Raw genomic sequence first — 18,839 nt, forward strand, 5'->3', positions numbered from 1 at the left:
GCGACATCAACGCTACATCACTTTTTTGCCAAAAAAAGAATATCATATTTTGTAAATTCTGTCAACAGTATATAATATGAAACTGGATTAAACAGATATTTTTTGTATAAATAGCGCAAAAGCCCTCAGAAGTCCCGAGGGCTGAACAGTCGATATTATTCTTAATAAGAATTATAATATGCGATAACCGGGTTCCCCCGTGAGGTCGGCGAACCCATATCATGTTCTCAAAAAGACAAGTGCCGTGTTGGATGTGAGCCGATACAACAGGGCTTTGTCATCACGCCTTGAAAAGACGATGATCTTTGATCTCAGGAGCGGGTCTGAGCTCTCCGTCGGGATAGCCCAACACACAGTTGCCGATGCCCTCATAGTCACCCTCAACGCCGAGTTCCGATAAGATCTTCTTTCCTTCCTCGGAATCAAACATCTGTTTTGCGCGATGGATCCAACAGGCGCCGACGCCCAGTGACTGTGCGGCAAGCAGCAGATTACCCATCGCCAAGCTGCCGTCATACAGGTAGGTCGGCACGCTTTTGTCAGCGAGTACCACCAATACGACCGGAGCACCGTAAAACGGATCGGCAATCTCCTTCGGAAAATATAAGGCGTTCAGAGCCGACAACCTGTCACGAAGTGACTTATCGGTGATCTCCAGGATGATCGGCGACTGCTTTCCCATTCCGTTGGCGGCATATAATCCCGCTTTTGCGATCGCGTCTACGATTTCGACAGGAACGCTGTCGGGCAGGAACTTCTTTACGCTTCTTCTGTTTTGAATGGTGTTCAACACATCGTTTGTCATGTTTTCCTCCTAACTATCGATCTTCGAGCAGAGAACCGACGTTCTCCGTTCTCAAAAGAAACCTACATCAAGAACAAAGTATGACCGACGCGCTTTTGCACAACGGTCATACTGTGTCGCTGTTATTTGAACGATACTAATAAAAATTCGGAATTACCGGTACGGAGGGTATCGTGCGGCTGCAAGAAGATCGACGAGTCAACATAGTCATTATTGATGAACAAACGCGACGATAACTTGCCGGGTACCAGTGTAAAGTTCTCTCTTCTTTCATCGTATACGATCTCAAAATTATAATCATCCGTCAAAGAAGCATCCTTGATTCGCACATCACAATTCTCGGAAACACCGACGCGGTTCCTGCCCGCGATCAGGCTGAAATTCTCGCCGGCATTTTCGCCCTTGGTGCATACAAGCAGACCGACCTTGGGCGTCGTATTGACGACCACAGGCGGCTTTGGCGCTTCTTTCTCAGGCGCATTTGTCTCTTCCCCGGGCTTGAAAAGCAGCTCGCCTTCAGGCACGGTTTTGGGCTCGGGCTTGGTCTCAGACTTGGGCTCGGGCTTGGGCTCGGGCTTCGGCTCGGGCTTGGGCTCAGGCTTCGGCTCGGGCTTCGGCTCGGGCTTGGGCTCGGGTTTAGGCTCGGGCTTCGGCTCGGGTTTAGGCTCAGGCTTGGGCTCGGGTTTAGGCTCAGGCTTGGGCTCGGGCATTTTTTCGGTCTTTGTTTCCACCAAAAGCTCTGTTTTAGGCTCCATATCCGAAGCACTGACAGGGCTTTCTCTCAGTAACTCTGTCTTGGGCTCTTCGACCAATAATTCCGTCTTTTCATCTCCCATCAAAAGCTCTGTTTTAGCGTCATCCCCGATCTGATTCTGAGGCATAGACCACGGGTTGGACTGCACAGGCCGGATGAAATCCGATTTACCCTGATAATGCGGTTGTTGGCGAACCCCCTGCTGCGGAACATTCTGCACAGGAGTACGTGAGCTGTTATCAACAGGCGCTTGGTTTCCCATATTCAGTGAATGGAACACCGTCGGCATAGTCGTAAATCTGTCGCGTGGCAGCTCAGCGCCGCGGGCGGCAGGAACAGCTCCGTTATTGTTTTGCATCACAGGTCTGAACGGCGTCGCAGGCGCATTGTTCTGCGGCATGGGTTGAACGGGTCTTGCAAAAGGCGCGTTGTCCTGCGGTACAGGTTCAACAGGCTTTGCGAAAGGCGCGTTGTTCTGCGGTGTGGGTTCAACCGGCTTTGCGAAAGGCGCGTTGTTCTGCGGTGTGGGTTCAACCGGCTTTGCGAAAGGCGCGTTATTCTGCGCTGCGGGTTGAGCCGGTTTTGCGAAAGGCGCGTTATTCTGCGCTGCGGGTTGAACCGGCTTTGCGAAAGGCGCGTTGTTCTGCGGTGTGGGTTCAACAGGCTTTGCGAAGGGCGCGTTATTCTGCGCTGCGGGTTGAGCCGGTTTTGCGAAAGACGCGTTGTTCTGCGGTGTGGGTTCAACCGGCTTTGCGAAAGGCGCGTTGTTCTGCGGTGTGGGTTCAACAGGCTTTGCGAAAGGCGCGTTGTTCTGCGGTGTAGGTTCAACCGGCTTTGCGAAAGGCACGTTGTTCTGCGGTGTAGGTTCAACCGGCTTTGCGAAAGGCACGTTGTTCTGCGGAGCAGGCTCGACCGGTCTTGCAAAGGGAACGTTATCCTGTATTACGGGCTGAGCGGAATTGGAACCGACATAATTCCTATCAGCGATCGGTCTCGCTGCATCTCTATCCGCAGGAGCACGGTTCCAATCATTACGAGGCTCCGGCTCACGACGCTCGGGCGCACGGTTCCAATCATTACGAGGCTCCGGCTCTCGACGCTCGGGAGCGCGATTCCAATCATTACGAGGCTCCGGCTCTCGACGCTCGGGAGCGCGGTTCCAATCGTTACGAGGCTCAGAATCTCGACGCTCGGGAGCGCGGTTCCAATCGTTACGAGGCTCCGGCTCTCGACGCTCGGGAGCGCGGTTCCAATCGTTACGAGGCTCCGGCTCTCGACGCTCGGGAGCGCGGTTCCAATCGTTACGCGACTCAGAATCTCGACGTTCGGGAGCACGGTTCCAATCATTACGAGGCTCCGACTCTTGACGCTCGGGAGCGCGATTCCAATCGTTACGCGGTTCAGAATCTCGACGTTCGGGAGCACGGTTCCAATCATTACGAGGCTCCGACTCTCGACGCTCGGGCGCACGGTTCCAAGCGTTACGCGGCTCAGAATCTCGACGCTCGGGAGCACGATTCCAATCGTTACGAGGCTCCGACTCTCGACGCTCGGGAGCGCGGTTCCAAGCGTTGCGCGGCTCCGGCTCACGACCGTAATCATTCACGTTAGAACCGCCGGCAAATCCCGATGCGGCGTAAGGCACGGCATTACGGGAATCCTGCTGATTGATCCGAGCTTGTGCACGATCGTTTTTCTGCTCCGAAAAACTGGTAGCAGCCGCTCCGCCCTGACCGCCGGAGGCGCCGCGCGGATAATTCGCACATTCCGCGATCGTTAAGCTGATGATCATCCGCTCAAAATCCGCGGGATTCTGGATCTGTTTGATCTCGGTCTTGGCTCTAGCTGTCACACTTTTGATGATCGTCTCAGCCTTATCGCGGGAATACAGCTCTCCCTCGATCACTTCGACGAGCTGCTTGTGAAACGAGTCGCATAACCTTTCAAATGATTTTTTCTTTCCCTTTTTTGCATCCATTACCAGGGAAAGTTCATATTCACTCATCGGCATAATCAAATCTCCTATTCCGGGAAGCGGGATATCTCGCGTTCCCGAATGACAGGCATTCCGTCACGTTCGTTATCATACGGTATGCCTATACTTTTTTGTATCTTGACAAAGGCTTTAAATCCAGCCGGACGTCCGCCAGATCCGCGATCTGCGGCGAATGTGTTACGATAATAACACAGCGGTTCAGCTCATGCGCCAAGTGCAAAAATACGTTCATGATATCGATACTGGTATCGATATCCAGGTTGCCGGTAGGCTCATCGGCAAGGATAACACCGGGCTGGAAGCTCAGCGCACGCGCGATCGCAATACGCTGCTGCTGTCCGCCGGAGATCTTGAGGATGCGTCGGTTACCGACCTCCTCGGGATCCAGACCGACCTCACGGATCAGCTGGTCAACATAATCCTTTTTATTGCTGAATGTACCAAAGCCGTCGAGATCCCTGAGCTTCTTGCCGGAGATATCCAATGACAGCTGGATATTCTCACGCACAGTGAACTTAGGCAGGAGGTTATACTCCTGAAAGATAACGCCTACATCTCGACTGCGATAAACATAACGGTCGCTTTCGTCGATCGGATAACCGTTGTAAACGATATATCCGGACGTCGGATCCATAATACCGGACAGCATTGAAAGGAGTGTGGTTTTTCCGGCGCCGGATTTACCGGTGATACAATACACCAGTCCGCGCTGGAATTCATAGTCCATGTTTTTGATAACAGGATTATTAGGATATGTGAAGCTAACGTTCTTTAATTCAATAACACCCATACTCACACCTCCTAATCTCGACTCGCCAGTATCTGTTTCGGATCATACCGCAGGATAAACAATATCGATGTAAATCCGGATACTACCGCAAGTCCGATACCGATGAGCAGCATTTTCAGGATGACGAAGAAATCGATAGTGAAATCCACCGACGACACATAGGTAACGGGACCGTTGACCTCGCCGTCTTCGGGACGATCCTGTGAGCCGGGAGCAGCTCCGGGGCCCTGCTGCTGCTGTTTTTGCGAGTTATCGGATGCTTCCTGCTGTTCGACCTGGGCGGTGAGCAGATAGTTGGTAACAGGCGCCGAGATGGCGGTGCCTACCGCGGCGCCGATCAGGATCGCGATCAGCGTGACCGCTAAGACCTCTATCATGAACATCATGCTCAGCTTGAGCTTTTTGAGGCCCATCGCGGCAAGAGCGCCGATCTCATACTTACGGTCACGAATACTGATGACCGAAATCACGATGAGGACGATCGCGCCGATGGCGAGCGTCAGATAAAGGAAGGTCGTCGCAAAGGATTTGAGGTTTTCCAGAGGCTTGAGACCCGCCTTGAACGCGGCGATATCACCGGATGTCACGATATACAGATCGCCGTCCAAGCCGTCTGCCTCAGCCTTATTCTTTACCTCTTCCTTGAATTGGTTATAGTCATCAACGGAGCCAAAGATAAAGGTGCCGTTGAACTTACAGGTCATCGCGTTGGAATCTTCATCTGACGAACTCGAAGAAGAGCTTGTCGAAGAAGCGTTCGTTGTCTCGGACTTGGTTTCGATATCCTTGACGACCGCATAGCTGGTAAGGATCCTGTTGGGAGGATCGACGCCGTCGACCGAGTCGCTGGACGAATTCTTATAGATACCCGAAACCTTCAGTTCATAAGTCTCATCCTCGTTTTTGGGATTGACCAGCTTGATGGTATCGCCTACGGATACCGAGTTGAAGGTCGCGAGGCTGTCCTCGATCAGGCAGACGTACTCCGAGGTGTTTTCCTCAAAGAAATCGCCGCTCTCCAACGTACAGGTGCTTTCGTCTTCATCCGATCCAAAGTCCTCCATCGCCTTCTTGGAGCTGTAGCCGATCAAAGCAAAATCACCGCTCTGTTCCTGTGCTTGCGGCATCTCGGGCGCCTGAGGTGTTTCGACAACATTGCCGGCGGGATCCGTCGGTGATTCGGCGGTTCCCGAAGAAGTCGTCGCGCTCTGCGAGCTGCTCTTTAAATCATACTTGCTGATGCTGCTGCCGTTGATCGAGAGAGAAGCATTATAGTAATAATCCTTTACGATAGGATCATCCGAACCCTCCTTCTTGATCTCGGCATACGACTTCATGTCGTCCAGATCAAGAGCATACTGCTTGTTCAGAGAAGTCATCTCCGGCATCAGTTCCTGGATATTGGTCGAGTTTTTATTCTCTGACGCCTTTTGATAAACATAATCACGGTCAATGTTGATTTGAGCCGTAATGTCCATCTTCTTCAGACTGGTGGCGGCAGCGGTTTTAGCCGCCTGTTGGATCGACATGGCGACACAGGCGGATACAGCGATGATGAATACAATAATGCCGATCAGTATGTTGCGTCCGATAGAACGCCCGATACTTTTAAAAGCATATTTAAAAATAAACATCGTCTAACCTCTTATCGTATCAGATTATTGCTGGGCAGGTCTTGTGGGAGGGGCAGGCTGTTCATCACCGGGCTTTGCGCCTGCGGGCGGTGCGGGCGGACGCTCACCGTTCGGTCCGAGCATCTCTTCCTGACCCTGCTGGGGACCACCCTGCTGCGGCGGTCTTCTCCTTGCGCCGAACAGGAAGAATCCGCCGGCGATCACGAGTACCGCGACAATGATAATGATGATCAGGAGAAGCTTAGATTTCTTTCTGGGCGGAATCGAAAAAGCGATCGCGGAGTAATTATCATTGCTGTTGTGATAGCCGTTGATATTGTCCTTAAGCTCCCTGAGCCAACGGTCGCATTTCACCTCGGCGAGCTTCTGCTTACCCTTGTCGGTGAAATGGGTGTTAGCGGAAAGGGAACCCTCCAAAAGCCCCTCGTCCATCGCGTTGGCGAAGGCAGCGGAGCAGATCAGGAAGGTGTGGGTGCCCTTTGAAAAAGTGGCTACGTCGCCGATCTTAGGCTGCGCATAGCCCGGAACGCCGAGATACTGAGGCTCTTCACCGGGATCACAGCAGAACACATCCGCCAGCTTGCCGTCGACAAAATGGAAGATCACATTATCGCCCGCGGTAGCGTATACGAACTTGTTCTTAAGGAAGAATATTGCGCTGGCTGCCGCATAGGACGGATACTGAGGGCTTTGGGTCACCATCAGTCCGTTGTTGGCTCTCTCAAAGATATTCGCCATTGCCTCATTGCTGAGAGCGGGTCTCTTCATAAAGCTCTCGACAAGGATCCTGGTGACCTTGGATTCGACAGAATTACCGCCTTCTTTGGGCGTATTATAGCCCTCTACCAGACAGCCAAGACCTTTTTGCCCCTTCATCTCAAACACGGAGTTATCGGGGTTGTTGGGATTTTGCGCGTGATTACTGATTTTTGAAACGTTGATTTCCATCATAATTCGCCTACTTTCTTAAGAATATATGTTACTGTAATTCAAACACCAAAATAAAACGCTGGGGAATCAGCTGCTCCTTCTTGACGAGCTTGAAGCCGTAGAAGGAAAGCTGTGAGATGATCAGCTCGGGCATGATGCCGGGGCCGTAGTAAGAGGGTGTAAAACGGTCGGTAACGTCATTATCGACGATGATCAGCTGACCGCCGGGTCTGAGACCCTTTTTGATGCTGGCGATGAACTCGTCCTTGACAAACTCGATGTCAGTGATATATACCGCGTGATACATCGAGCACATAAAGACCTTATCACAGGAATTCTCCTTAAGCTTACAGTCGTTCATACGGGTGACGAGCGTTTTGATATTTTTGACATTGTAGGTATCCTTGAGCGCGTCAAGATACTTCATCGCGTCTTTGTTGATCTCGGTAGCGTATACGGTACCCTTATCCCCTACCATTTTGGAGAATTCATAGGTGAAGTAACCGCCGCCGCAGCCAAGATCGGCGATACTCTCGCCCTCCTTGATATCAAGCAGATCGAGCATGGTGTCTGTCTTTTCCCACAGGAAGCGGTTGGGGTTATTGAAAACAAAATACTCGTTCCATTCATTCAGAGTTCCGATGGGGAAATCCTTGCCCTCGTACTCAAAGCAGGTCTCGATATCCGCGTCTTCCGCTTCTTCATGCTCCAGATAGAACTTGATATACAGATACTTCTTGAGCTTTTCGTAATCATTGCCGCCGAAGAAGTCAAAATACATCTTGTCGCGGTAGTCGGAGAGCATCTCTGCTTTCTTATTGTCGTCCGCGAGATAGTATTCACAGAACCACATAAAGGCGGTGTAGTCGTCGCCGATGCGTTCCTTCGGCCACAGCTCGGCGAACATATCATGCGCCTTTTGAACCTTTTCGGGATCATTCTCCATGAAGCCGTCGTACATCATCTTGCCGCACGCCTTACCGCGGATGGAATAGCCCGCGGTAGAGGTACCGATGATACGGTAACGGATCAGAGAACCTGCCGTATTGACGTGGATGTGACACGGATCGTCGATGCTGTTCTCCTTGCCCTTGAAGTCGCTCGGAACATCGACCTTTTCATAGATCAGCACATAGCGCTGGGGAGTGAACTGGTAGTTATCGATCAGCTTGAAGCCATAGTGATATAGCTGAGAGGTCAACAGCGACTTGCTGATATAGGGACCGTGATACGGCAGCTCGGAGCTGTCGACCAGATCGTTATCTACGATGATCAGCTTGCCGCCCTCGACCAGCGCGTGGCGGATGCTGCCGACGAATTTCTCGCGTTCAAAATCAGTGAACGCGGCATATACGTTGTGATACAAAGAACAAACGAATACGGTATCGACCCTGACGTCCTCTGTCAACCCGATACCCTCGAACTGACTGACGACGACCTCAACGTTTTTGATATCGTTCTCCTTGATGTGATCTCGAAGGAAATCGAGGTGCATGGGGTTGGTTTCGATCGCGTAAACCTTACCCTCATCTCCGACGATATCGGCGAACTTAAACGAGAAGTATCCGGGACCGGAGCCGACGTCCGCGATACGCTCGCCGGGTTGGATATTGAACTTCTCCATATTCTCTCTGGTCTTTTCCCAACGCTCACGGTCGGGGTTGTTAAAGAGAATGAAGTCCTCCAAAAAGCGCAGCTTGCGCTTGGTTTCCACATCGTTCTTATCCACTTCTACGATATGGTATTTGAGCTGGATATATGTTCTCAGATCGGCGAAATCGTCCTTGGAGAGAACGTCATAGAAGCTTTTGATCAGCGGCTTGCTCAAAAGATCCTGCTTTGCTTCCTCGGGAGCGAGGAAGTATTTACAAAGCCACTCGAGCGCGGTATACTCTCCGCCGAAGTTTTCATCCGGGATGATCTTTTCATAGGTCTTGATCGCCTGATGCAGGAGCTTTTCGTTACCGTTGTCCAAGTATTTCAACAGCAGCTTGCCCGCCTTGATACCGCCCTTGGTGATATCAAAAGAGTCCAGACTGCCTACATGAACCAGACTGTCCTTTGCGGTCACTTCGATTTCGGTCGGCGTTTCGTACAACGCCCTGTTCTGTTCATCCATACTATCACCCCTTTTATATCAACCCGAGGGCATCCTCGGTCGTGTTATCATCATACGGGAAAAGCGGTCCGTGGATGTATTCTTCCGGCTTCCACGGCAGAAACTCGTTGCTGTTGAATTCCTCGGCGCACTCGTCGGCGACAAATTTTCCAAGCTCAGTCAGCGTGTAGGAGGGATATCCGAGGATCGGCTTGTCAACGACAAGTCCGTTATCCATGAGCTTCTTCCACTTTTTCTTGAAGCAGTTCTCGATCGGCATACCGTTGATCTTTTCAAAGCGATCCTTCCTGACCTCGGTATTCTTCAACGGCAGTGCGATCGACCATCTGAGCTGCTGTTCTTTGTCGCGGATATAACCGCGGTTGAACGCCATTTTGCCGCTGTCGATCAGCTTATAATACTCGTCAAAGCTGTCGGTATTCAGCAAAAAGCGGTCTCTCAGCGAGCTGAACGCGGTCAATCCCAGACCGATCTGGTCATACTGCGCGCAGCACTGGTTGTAAGCATAATGTGAATAGATGTACGGATCCTTGGTGTAAACGCGTCTGAGGTTGCCCTTTAAGCCGTAGAGCTTGAGGATCTCCTCGGCGACCGCCTTTTGCAGCATATTCTCCTCAAAATCCGGGAAAAGTGACGGTTCACGATCATAGAGCAGACCGATGATGCCCTGGAAATCACCGTAGGCGTCGACCTTCAGGCGATAGAGCTGGATCTCATCGATCAGACCCTGTTGATGGATCAGACATGCACGTTCGACGGTATCGGCAAAGATATCGACATTGATACCCATGAAGCCGAAGATGAATTCCAGATTGAGGATAAAGCCCTTGCGCTGTGTATTGTCAAGCAGCTCCTGGGTGATCTCTTTACCCTCTTCACGCCACTGGTTGATCTTTCTGTAATCGACACAACTGATTTTGTTGCGGCAGTTGTCGACAGCCTCCATGATCATATCGACCGTCGCTCTGCGGAACATCAGCTTAAGGATCTCGGGATGGAGCGACTGGGAGCCGATGGTCAGGCGGTCAACGCCGTATTTTGCCATGATCTGCAGACGCTTCATACCGTCCTCGCCGACCAGCGAATACTCATCGACGTCAAAATTGAACTGGGTCACAGTGGTGCGGTCGATACGATCGGTAAAGAATATCAACATTCTTTCAAACAGATCGGGGTCCATATGCGAGGGTGTACCGCCGCCGAACAGGATCGCACGGGTCTTGATCTTTTCGACGCCCAGCACCTTCATGTAGATATCCATCTCTCTTTCGAGATAGGACAGATATTTTTCTTGGTTCGCTCGGAGCTCTTTGCAGGAGCCGAGTTCGCCGGGGTAATGACAAAAGCTGCAATGCTGTGCGCAGTATGGAATATGGACATAGATATCAAAGGTATTGTCCTCGGGGTTTTTGTAAGTGCTCATGATCTCTTCCTGTGTATGGAAGGGATACTGTGTGATAGGCGGATAATGAACTGAGGGTACGAATTTACCCGTTGTACAGATCAAGCCCTTCTTTTGCAACGCTAAAACCTCGTTGACACGCGCCCTTGCCTTTTCCATGATCTCCTCACGATGCTTGACATACAGCGAATTTTCAACGAACTCGGGTGTGGTCTTTTCGACCTCTCTGACCTTTTTGCGAATAGCCTGATACTGTGCATCAGAGCATTCGGTCTTTGCTAACATAGCGATCCTCCTATTGAACTCCTATATATTGGTTTTTATATAAACTGTAATAAACGCCTTGTTGACGCAACAGCTCTTTATGATCTCCGATTTCTACGATCCTGCCGTCGCTGAACACAGCGATCTTATCGGCGTTTTTGACCGTAGACAATCGGTGTGCGATGATGATACAGGTCTGTTCCTCCATCATCGACAACAGCGCATCCTGGATCTTCTGCTCGGTCGCCGAATCGACGGAGCTGAGCGCCTCATCCAAAATCAATACAGATGGTGAGGTCAGCGAAGACCTCGCCAGACACAGCAGCTGTCTTTCACCCTGACTGAGCTTTGACTCTTCACCCTGCACATGCGTATCATATCCGTTTTCCAAGCGTTCGATAAACGGTTCGGCACAGCTGACACGCGCCGCGTTTTTGATCTCTTCCTCCGTCGCGGTAAAACGCGCGTAGGCGATGTTCTCTCTGACGGTGCCATCGATGACCGCCGTACTCTGGAGTACTGCCGTGATCATTCCTCTCAGGCGGGATTTCGGGATCGTCTTGATATCGACCCCGTCGATCAGGATACGCCCGCTGTCGGGCTCATAAAAGCGCATCAAAAGGCTGATAAGCGTGGTCTTTCCTACGCCGGTTTTGCCGACCAAAGCGACCTTCTGTCCCTTTTCGATCGTCAGGGAGAAATCATCCAGCACCTTGACGCCCCTGATATAAGAGAAGGTCACGTGCTCAAAGGTGATGCTGCAGGAACTGCCGGGTACGATGTCCAGATCTCCTTCATCGATCTCAGGCGGTGTGTCGATGATCTGAAAGATCCTCTCCGCCGAGGCGAGCGCCGTCATGAATTGGGAGAATACAGACGAAAGCTCATTGATGGGCTGAGTAAACTCTCTGGAATACAGCGTGAACGCCTGAATGGTACCGATCGTGATACCAAATCCGCCGCGGATGAACAGCAATGCGCCGACCGCTACGATCAGTAAAAAGTTCAGATTACCGATCAGACACATCAGCGGAGGCATCGCGCCGCCCAGCACCTGTGCCTTGACGCTGACATCTGTCAGCTCATCGCTGAGGGCGTCACATTCCTCAATACACTCGTCGTCAAGGTTATACGCGTCGATCGTTCGTTTATTGGAAATGCTCTGCTCTACATGGCTGTTCATTTTTCCGACAGCCTTCTGCTGTTTTCTGAAAAAGCCGAACATCTTTTTTGACAGGATAACGGTGACGAGGATATTCAACACCACCGTACTCATACAGACTGCCGTGAGAATGGGACTTTTGATCAGCATGATCACGATACAGCCGACGATCACGATCACAGAGGATAACAGCGCCGCGATCGCCTGACTGATCAGGTTGGAAACATTTTCGATATCATTCGTCAGTCGTGCCAGGATATCGCCGTTTTGATGGGTATCAAAGAAGGACACCGGCAGACGGACAAGCTTTGAAGATACATCCTTTCGGATGGTAACGATCGTGGTTCGGGTCAGCTTAGCCGCCAACCTGCCCTGCAAATACTTGAACAAAGATGAAAAGATGAACAATAACAGCAGGACGCCGAGGATCAGCAACAAGCTGTTCCAATTGACAGTCAACTGCCATTCGCTGATATTCAGCGTGTCGATCGCACGACCGATCAGATCGGGAATAAACAGCTCCAAGATCGTCGATAAAGCCAACAGCACCAGCATCCATATGATCAAGCCGCGGCTTTGTGACAAATAACGAAACATTCTTTTGACGGTTTTTCCGGGATGAGCGGGAGCTACTCTCTCCCCCGGTTCACCGGGTCGCATATTATTCAAGCTCGTCACCCCCTTCGGGATTCTGAGTTTGATAAATCGAACGGTATAATTCACACGAATCAAACAGCTCCCGATGGCTTCCGAAAGCCACCACCCGACCGTCATCCATCAGGATGATACGATCGGCGCCCATGATCGTGGAGATACGCTGAGAAATAAAAATACGGGTCTTATCGCGGTAATTGGTTTGGATCCTCTCAAGCACCTTCGCCTCGGTCTCCAGATCCAGACTGGAGGTGCAGTCATCAAAAACCAACACCTGCGGTGCTCGAAGCAACGCTCTGGCGATCGCCACACGCTGCTTTTGTCCGCCGGAAAGAGATGCGCCTCTCTCCGAGATCACGGCGTCATATCCGCCGCGCAGATCATCCGCAAATTCATCGACGCAGGCGGAGCGAACCGCCGTATCGAAGTCCTCCTGCGAAAACACAGCGCCCTTGGTGATATTCTCACGCAGCGAGGCAGAAAACATGTCGCTGTTCTGGAACACAACCGACACCTGATCCCTCAGGCTTTTGGTATCGATATCCTTCACGTCGACGCCGTTATAGGTCACCTGACCGTCCGTCGCGTCATACTCGCGGATCAGCAGACGGGCTATGGTACTCTTTCCGGATCCTGTCGTACCCAAGATCCCGATACATTCACCCCCGCGAACCTCCAGAGAGATATCCTCAAGCACATTGCGCTGTGCGTCCTGATTCTGCGGATAACGAAAGCTGACATGAGAAAGAGACAGTTTGTCGATCCGATCGATCATCTGCTTGCCTGACGGCAATGCCGGCTCCCTGTTGAGCACGGCAGTGAGTCGCTCCGCAGAGACCTTGGAGCGCGCGACATACTGGAAGATACCGCCCAGCGTCATCATCGACATCATGATCTGCTGTGAGTAATTGATCGCCGCCATAACGGAACCGACGCGGATCATCCTCGCCTCCACCTGAAACCCGCCGATGAAAATAACAGCCAAAACAACGGTGTTCAAAATCAACATCACAAGCGGATTGAGGATCGCCATAAACACTTGTATATTCATAACCGTCGAGGTCAAATCACGATTCTGGTTATCAAATCTGCCTGCCTCGTAGTTTTCGCGGACATATGATTTGATCAGACGGTTGTTGGAAACGATATGCATTGCAAAGCTATTCAGCCTGTCCAGCTTTTTTTGGATCGTCGCGAATACAGGCGCGCTTCTTTTGATAAAGAAACGTATGATCAAAAACTGCACCGGCAGAGATACCAGCAGGATGATACCATAGATCGGATCGATCGTCAGTACCATGATGATCCCAAGCAAAAACAACATCAGCGGCTTTACCGCCATCTGGATAAAAACGCTCGAAAACTCCGTCACGACTCTCGTATCATTCGTCATGCGGGTGATCAGCGAACCGGCGGTGTAAGCGTCATCCTGCTGAGCCGATAACGACATGATCTTCCTGAACAGCGTTTTGCGAAGCGAGTTGCCGAATCGCTGCGAATAAATGTTGGATAATACGCATGAGATATAGCCGCAGACGCCGCCGATGACCGCTACCAAAAGCATCATCACGCCCGCCTTGAAAACGACGTCAAGGTCCATCTGCAAAACGCCGTCATCAACGATCTGCTCCATGTATTTCGGCTGGAGCACGTTGGACGCGACCTCAAAGATCACAAAGATCACGGAAAAAACAACAAATACAGTATATGGTTTTAGATAGCGCAGAATTTGTTTGAAATTCTTCATCCTGACCTCTCGCACCGCCTCTTACCGCCGATATCGTTCCGTCACTGATAACTCGTGAAGCAACATACTGTTTTATCGTCGGTTACTGCAAAGGGCACGGAACATAATAACCCAATATATCAATACATACTAAAAATTATTTTATAATAAATCACATGGTAAGTCAATGATTTTCGCCATTAAATTGTATGTTTTGCCAAAAAAGGTTGATCATCTCTTCTTCAGAGGCGTAAATTTTCTTTATTATTCGATTATCGAAAAACAATTGATTGAATACATTAATCCGATCATTCATCTTAATCAGACAGACGCTTATATTTCTAAATCAGAAATATAAAAATGACGGTTTTATCCCGATCTCTCGTTCTTTACTATCATTCGTCGGTATCTGTTTGAATCCGAAAAACACAGCTTGACAGAACCTTGAATCGTATTATAAACTATACTCAGTTCATCATGAAAGAGTGTAATGCCATGAAAAAGGCGGTCATCGGTATTCTGGCACATGTCGACTCGGGCAAGACGACGCTTTCCGAGGCGATGATGTATGTGTCGGGCAATATCAGAAGACTCGGCAGAGTCGACCACAAGGATTCGTTTCTCGACAATTTCAAACTGGAACGCGAGCGCGGGATCACGATCTTTTCCAAGCAGGCGATCCTGCGATATGAGGACGCGGAGTTCACCCTGCTCGACACGCCGGGACATGTGGATTTTTCCGCCGAGACCGAGCGCACTTTGCAGGTGCTCGACTACGCGATCCTGGTCATCAGCGGTACCGACGGCGTGCAGAGCCACACCGTTACCCTGTGGAAGCTGCTCCACAAATACCATGTTCCCTGCTTTCTGTTCGTCAACAAGATGGATATGCAGGGCGCGTCAAAGGAACGCGTGCTCATCGAGCTGAAAAACAAGCTCAGCGACAACTGCGTCGATTTCAGCACGAATTCCGCCGAAGAGCTCTATGAAAACATCGCCCTGTGTGATGAAAACCTGCTGGAAGAATACGATCATAACGGCAGGATCAGCGACGCCGCCGTCATCAGTGAGATCGCGAAGGGACATCTCTACCCCTGCTTGTTCGGTTCCGCGCTCAAGCTCGACGGTGTGGAGGACTTTTTGCGGTTATTGAACCGCTATACCGCGGCGAAGGCTTACGGAAATAAATTTGCCGCGAAGGTATACAAGATCAGCGAGGATAAGCAGGTCGGCAGGGTCACCCATATGAAAATCACGGGCGGAGAGTTGAAGGTCAGGACGATCCCGCAGGCCACGAAGAATAAAAACGGAGAAAAAGTGAACCAGATCCGCATCTATAACGGAGAGAAATTCACGACTGTCGACGCCGCCGAAAGCGGAACCGTTTGCGCGGTGACCGGGATCACCTTTGCGCTGCCCGGAGACGGACTCGGCGCGGAAAGCGATACCGGACTTCCGGTGCTGGAGCCCGTCCTCACCTATTCTGTCATCCTGCCCGACGGGATCGACGCGCAGACCGCCCTTGCCAAGCTCCGCCTGCTGGAAGCGGAGGATCCTCAGCTGAACATTTTGTGGGACGAGCACCATAAAGAGATCCGGCTTCGTCTGATGGGCGATATCCAGCTCGAGATCCTGCAAAGCATCATCGAAGAACGCTTCGGCTTTTCCGTAGGATTCAGTCAGGGCAGTATCATCTATAAAGAAACCATCGCCGAACCCGTGGAGGGTGTCGGTCACTTTGAACCACTGCGCCACTACGCGGAGGTGCATTTGCTTCTGCAGCCCGCCGAACGCGACAGCGGACTGGTATTCCGCAGTGAATGTCCCGAGGATAAGCTCGACAAAAACTGGCAGCGGCTGATCCTCACCCATCTGTATGAAAAGACCCATATCGGCGTGCTGACAGGCTCCCCCATCACCGACATGGAGATCATCATCAAATCCGGCAAGGCACATCCCAAACACACCGAGGGCGGCGATTTTCGTCAGGCGACCTACCGCGCGGTACGGCAGGGACTGCGCTCGGCACAAAGCGTGTTGCTCGAACCGATCTACAGCTTTACGCTGACCGTACCCGCTGAGAATATCGGCAGGGCAATGACGGACATCACACGGATGCACGGCAGCTTTGACACACCCGAGACCGACGCCGATACCGCGACGCTCACCGGTACCGCGCCTGTATCTACCATGCGCGATTACGCCAAGGAAGTCATGCAGTACACCCACGGCAACGGCAGCCTGAGCACCGCGTTGAAAGGGTATGAGCCGTGTCACAACGCCGACGAGGTGATTGCCGCGATCAGCTATGACGCGGACAGCGACGTTGACAACACCGCGGACTCAGTGTTCTGCTCTCACGGCGCGGGACACAATGTCAAATGGGACGAAGTGCCCTCTCATATGCACCTGCCGAGTGTGCTCAGCGAAAAGAAAGACAGCGGCACGGATCCTTCACCGACTAAGGATCTGTCCCGCTTCAAGAACCAAAAAGACATTTTCGCCTCCGACAAGGAGCTGATGCAGATCTTTGAGCAGACCTACGGTCCCGTGCGCCGAAAGCAATACAGCGAGCCCAAGCGCTACAAGACCGTCGATCCGCAAAAGCAAAAGAAGAAAAAGAATCTTCCCGCCGACTACAACGGCGTAGAATATGTACTGGTGGATGGCTACAACATCATCCACGCGTGGGATAACCTGCGCGAGATGGTCAACGAGCATATGGACGTCGCCCGCAACCTGCTCATCAACACCCTGTGTAATTATCAAGGCTACAAAAAATGCGAGCTGATCCTCGTCTTTGACGCCTACAAGATCAAAGGTCACGTGCGCGAAGTAGAGAAGCACAACAACATCACCATCGTCTATACCAAAGAGGCGGAGACCGCCGACATGTACATCGAGCGCGCCTCCTACAAGCTGGCGAAAAACAACCGTGTGCGGGTCGTTACCTCCGACGGCATGGAACAGCTGATCATCCTCGGCAACGGCGCGATACGGGTATCGGCGCGGGAATTTCGCGAGGAGATCGATGCGGCGGAAAAAGAAATCAGGGCGATCATCGACAGCGATACACCCCGAAAATAAATGTCTTTTTTCTATTGAAAACCGGTATAAAACAAAAACCGTGGATTTGAGGACAAACGCCCTTCAAATTCACGGTAGTTTTTTGATTATTTAATGCCGATGCCGGCTCTGTAATCCTTCTTCATCGCTTCGGCATCGGAAGAGATGATCATGGAGACATAGTTGTCGTCAGCATCCACGGAGCACTTCTCTACGATAGCGTACTGCTCGGGATTGTAGTTCTTGGTCTCGTTCAGCTTGGATTCCAGGCGCTTGTTCAGCGCGTCCTCCACACGCTTTGCCGCGTCGGCGTCCTTCGCCTTGACCAGAACGATCTCTTCCTGATTGACGCCGGTCTTGTTGACGCCGCCGGCGGATTCTTCCACATCCTCCGACTTGATACCGTAACGGCTCAGATCATCCGCGCTCTTGTACTCTAACATATCGGTGATGTTGTAATCAGTCTTGAGCTTCTCAAAAATCTCGGAAAGCGGTTTTGCCGCCCGTCCGCAGGCGCAGAGTGTTACAGCCAGTACGGTGATCACTGCGATCACACAAAGAAATCTTTTCATTTTTGACCTCCGTTCTATATTCAGTTGAGATTGCCACAGCTTGCAAAACAAGTTTTCCGCTTCGCAATGACAATGATATCCGGTTGAGATTGCCACAGCTTGTAAATCAAGTTTTATCGCCTCGCAATGGCAATGATATTACGCGTTCTTCTTCAGATAATCCACCCACATCTGGCAGGAGGTGTCGTTGAAGTGAAGACCCATGTTATCGGGATCGCTGCACAGCTCCTTCGGCAGATTGCCCTTATCATCCGCGAGAGCGGAATATACATCTAAATAATGATAGCCCTTTTCGTCGCAATACGCCTTCAGCTTACCGTTGAATTCCTTGACCAGCGTGTTGTTGAAGGTCTCGAGCTGTGCCGATTCGATCATCGGGGTGACAGACTGCAAATAGATATGCGCGTCGGGAGACTTTTCAAGGATCTTCGCCACGACCTGCTTACAGCTGTTCATCGCGCCGTCGGTACCGTACAAGCCGATATCATTCATGCCCAGCATGATGAAGACGTTCTTTTTACCGGTGATCTCTACACAATCCTCGACCAGATGATTGGCGCCCTCATAGTAGGGATGAACCGCCTCGGGATTGTCGAGCGCCCACAGCGCATTGGTGTATCCCAGACTGCCGGCACAGTAGAACGAAGCCTTGCCCAGCGCCTCGGGATGCTCCTGACAGTAATAGTCGAGCTTCAAGGTAACGCTGTCGCCGACAAACACCGCGTTATCGAACCACTCCGCGCTCTTGGGAGAGGTCGTATCATAACCGGAGTCGGTCGCCGCCACGGCGGTCTCAGGCTGGACCTCGGTAGGCGCGCTTTTCTCGCTTTTACAGCCGGTGAGAAGCACAGCCGTACATAAAAGCAGTGTCAAAACAATTGCAAAAAACTTTTTCATCGGGAATCATCATCTCCACAAGTATCCAAAAATCTGAAATTTGACAAACTTCTACATGATGTGGAAAA

The 18,839-nt window shown here is 51.3% G+C and carries 12 protein-coding genes; 1 reads left to right on the forward strand and 11 read right to left on the reverse strand.

The features are described 5' to 3' along the window. Positions 1–280 precede the first annotated feature (280 nt). The 9 genes from JKK62_RS05385 to JKK62_RS05425 form a co-directional block, all read right to left on the reverse strand. A complete protein-coding gene (locus tag JKK62_RS05385; protein ID WP_186832916.1) occupies positions 281–805 on the reverse strand; it encodes a nitroreductase in 525 nt (174 codons plus the stop codon). A 122-nt stretch (positions 806–927) separates the two neighbouring features. Then, on the reverse strand, positions 928–3,570 hold the full coding sequence (locus tag JKK62_RS05390) for an FHA domain-containing protein (protein ID WP_186832915.1): 2,643 nt from the start codon (positions 3,568–3,570) through the stop codon (positions 928–930). A gap of 85 nt (positions 3,571–3,655) precedes the next feature. Further along, positions 3,656–4,345 (reverse strand): ABC transporter ATP-binding protein, encoded by a 690-nt coding sequence (locus tag JKK62_RS05395; RefSeq protein ID WP_186832914.1) that lies wholly within the window; start codon positions 4,343–4,345, stop codon positions 3,656–3,658. Between the two features lie 11 nt (positions 4,346–4,356). Beyond that, a complete protein-coding gene (locus JKK62_RS05400; protein ID WP_186832913.1) occupies positions 4,357–5,979 on the reverse strand; it encodes an ABC transporter permease in 1,623 nt (540 codons plus the stop codon). A gap of 24 nt (positions 5,980–6,003) precedes the next feature. Next, positions 6,004–6,930, reverse strand: a complete 927-nt coding sequence (locus tag JKK62_RS05405; protein WP_186832912.1) for a hypothetical protein — start codon at positions 6,928–6,930, stop codon at positions 6,004–6,006. A gap of 28 nt (positions 6,931–6,958) precedes the next feature. Then, positions 6,959–9,028 (reverse strand): class I SAM-dependent methyltransferase, encoded by a 2,070-nt coding sequence (locus tag JKK62_RS05410; protein ID WP_186832911.1) that lies wholly within the window; start codon positions 9,026–9,028, stop codon positions 6,959–6,961. Between the two features lie 13 nt (positions 9,029–9,041). Continuing rightward, positions 9,042–10,715 (reverse strand): radical SAM protein, encoded by a 1,674-nt coding sequence (locus tag JKK62_RS05415; protein ID WP_186832910.1) that lies wholly within the window; start codon positions 10,713–10,715, stop codon positions 9,042–9,044. Between the two features lie 10 nt (positions 10,716–10,725). Then, entirely contained in the window at positions 10,726–12,453 is a 1,728-nt protein-coding gene (locus JKK62_RS05420; protein ID WP_186832909.1) for an ABC transporter ATP-binding protein, read from the reverse strand. Positions 12,454–12,517: 64 nt separating this feature from the next. Then, positions 12,518–14,257, reverse strand: coding sequence for an ABC transporter ATP-binding protein (locus JKK62_RS05425; RefSeq protein WP_186832908.1), 1,740 nt, complete (start codon positions 14,255–14,257; stop codon positions 12,518–12,520). Between the two features lie 423 nt (positions 14,258–14,680). Between JKK62_RS05425 and JKK62_RS05430 the strand changes: the two genes are divergently transcribed. Continuing rightward, positions 14,681–17,323: a translation factor GTPase family protein gene (locus JKK62_RS05430; RefSeq protein WP_243411765.1), complete on the forward strand. Its 2,643-nt coding sequence runs from the start codon at positions 14,681–14,683 to the stop codon at positions 17,321–17,323. 86 nt (positions 17,324–17,409) lie between these two features. Here JKK62_RS05430 and JKK62_RS05435 read toward each other — a convergent pair whose 3' ends face one another. Further along, positions 17,410–17,874, reverse strand: a complete 465-nt coding sequence (locus tag JKK62_RS05435; protein WP_186832907.1) for a DUF4358 domain-containing protein — start codon at positions 17,872–17,874, stop codon at positions 17,410–17,412. A gap of 138 nt (positions 17,875–18,012) precedes the next feature. Continuing rightward, positions 18,013–18,771, reverse strand: a complete 759-nt coding sequence (locus tag JKK62_RS05440) for a GDSL-type esterase/lipase family protein (RefSeq protein ID WP_186832906.1) — start codon at positions 18,769–18,771, stop codon at positions 18,013–18,015. Between the last annotated feature and the right edge of the window lie 68 nt (positions 18,772–18,839).

The sequence above is a fragment of the Ruminococcus difficilis genome, assembly GCF_016680995.1.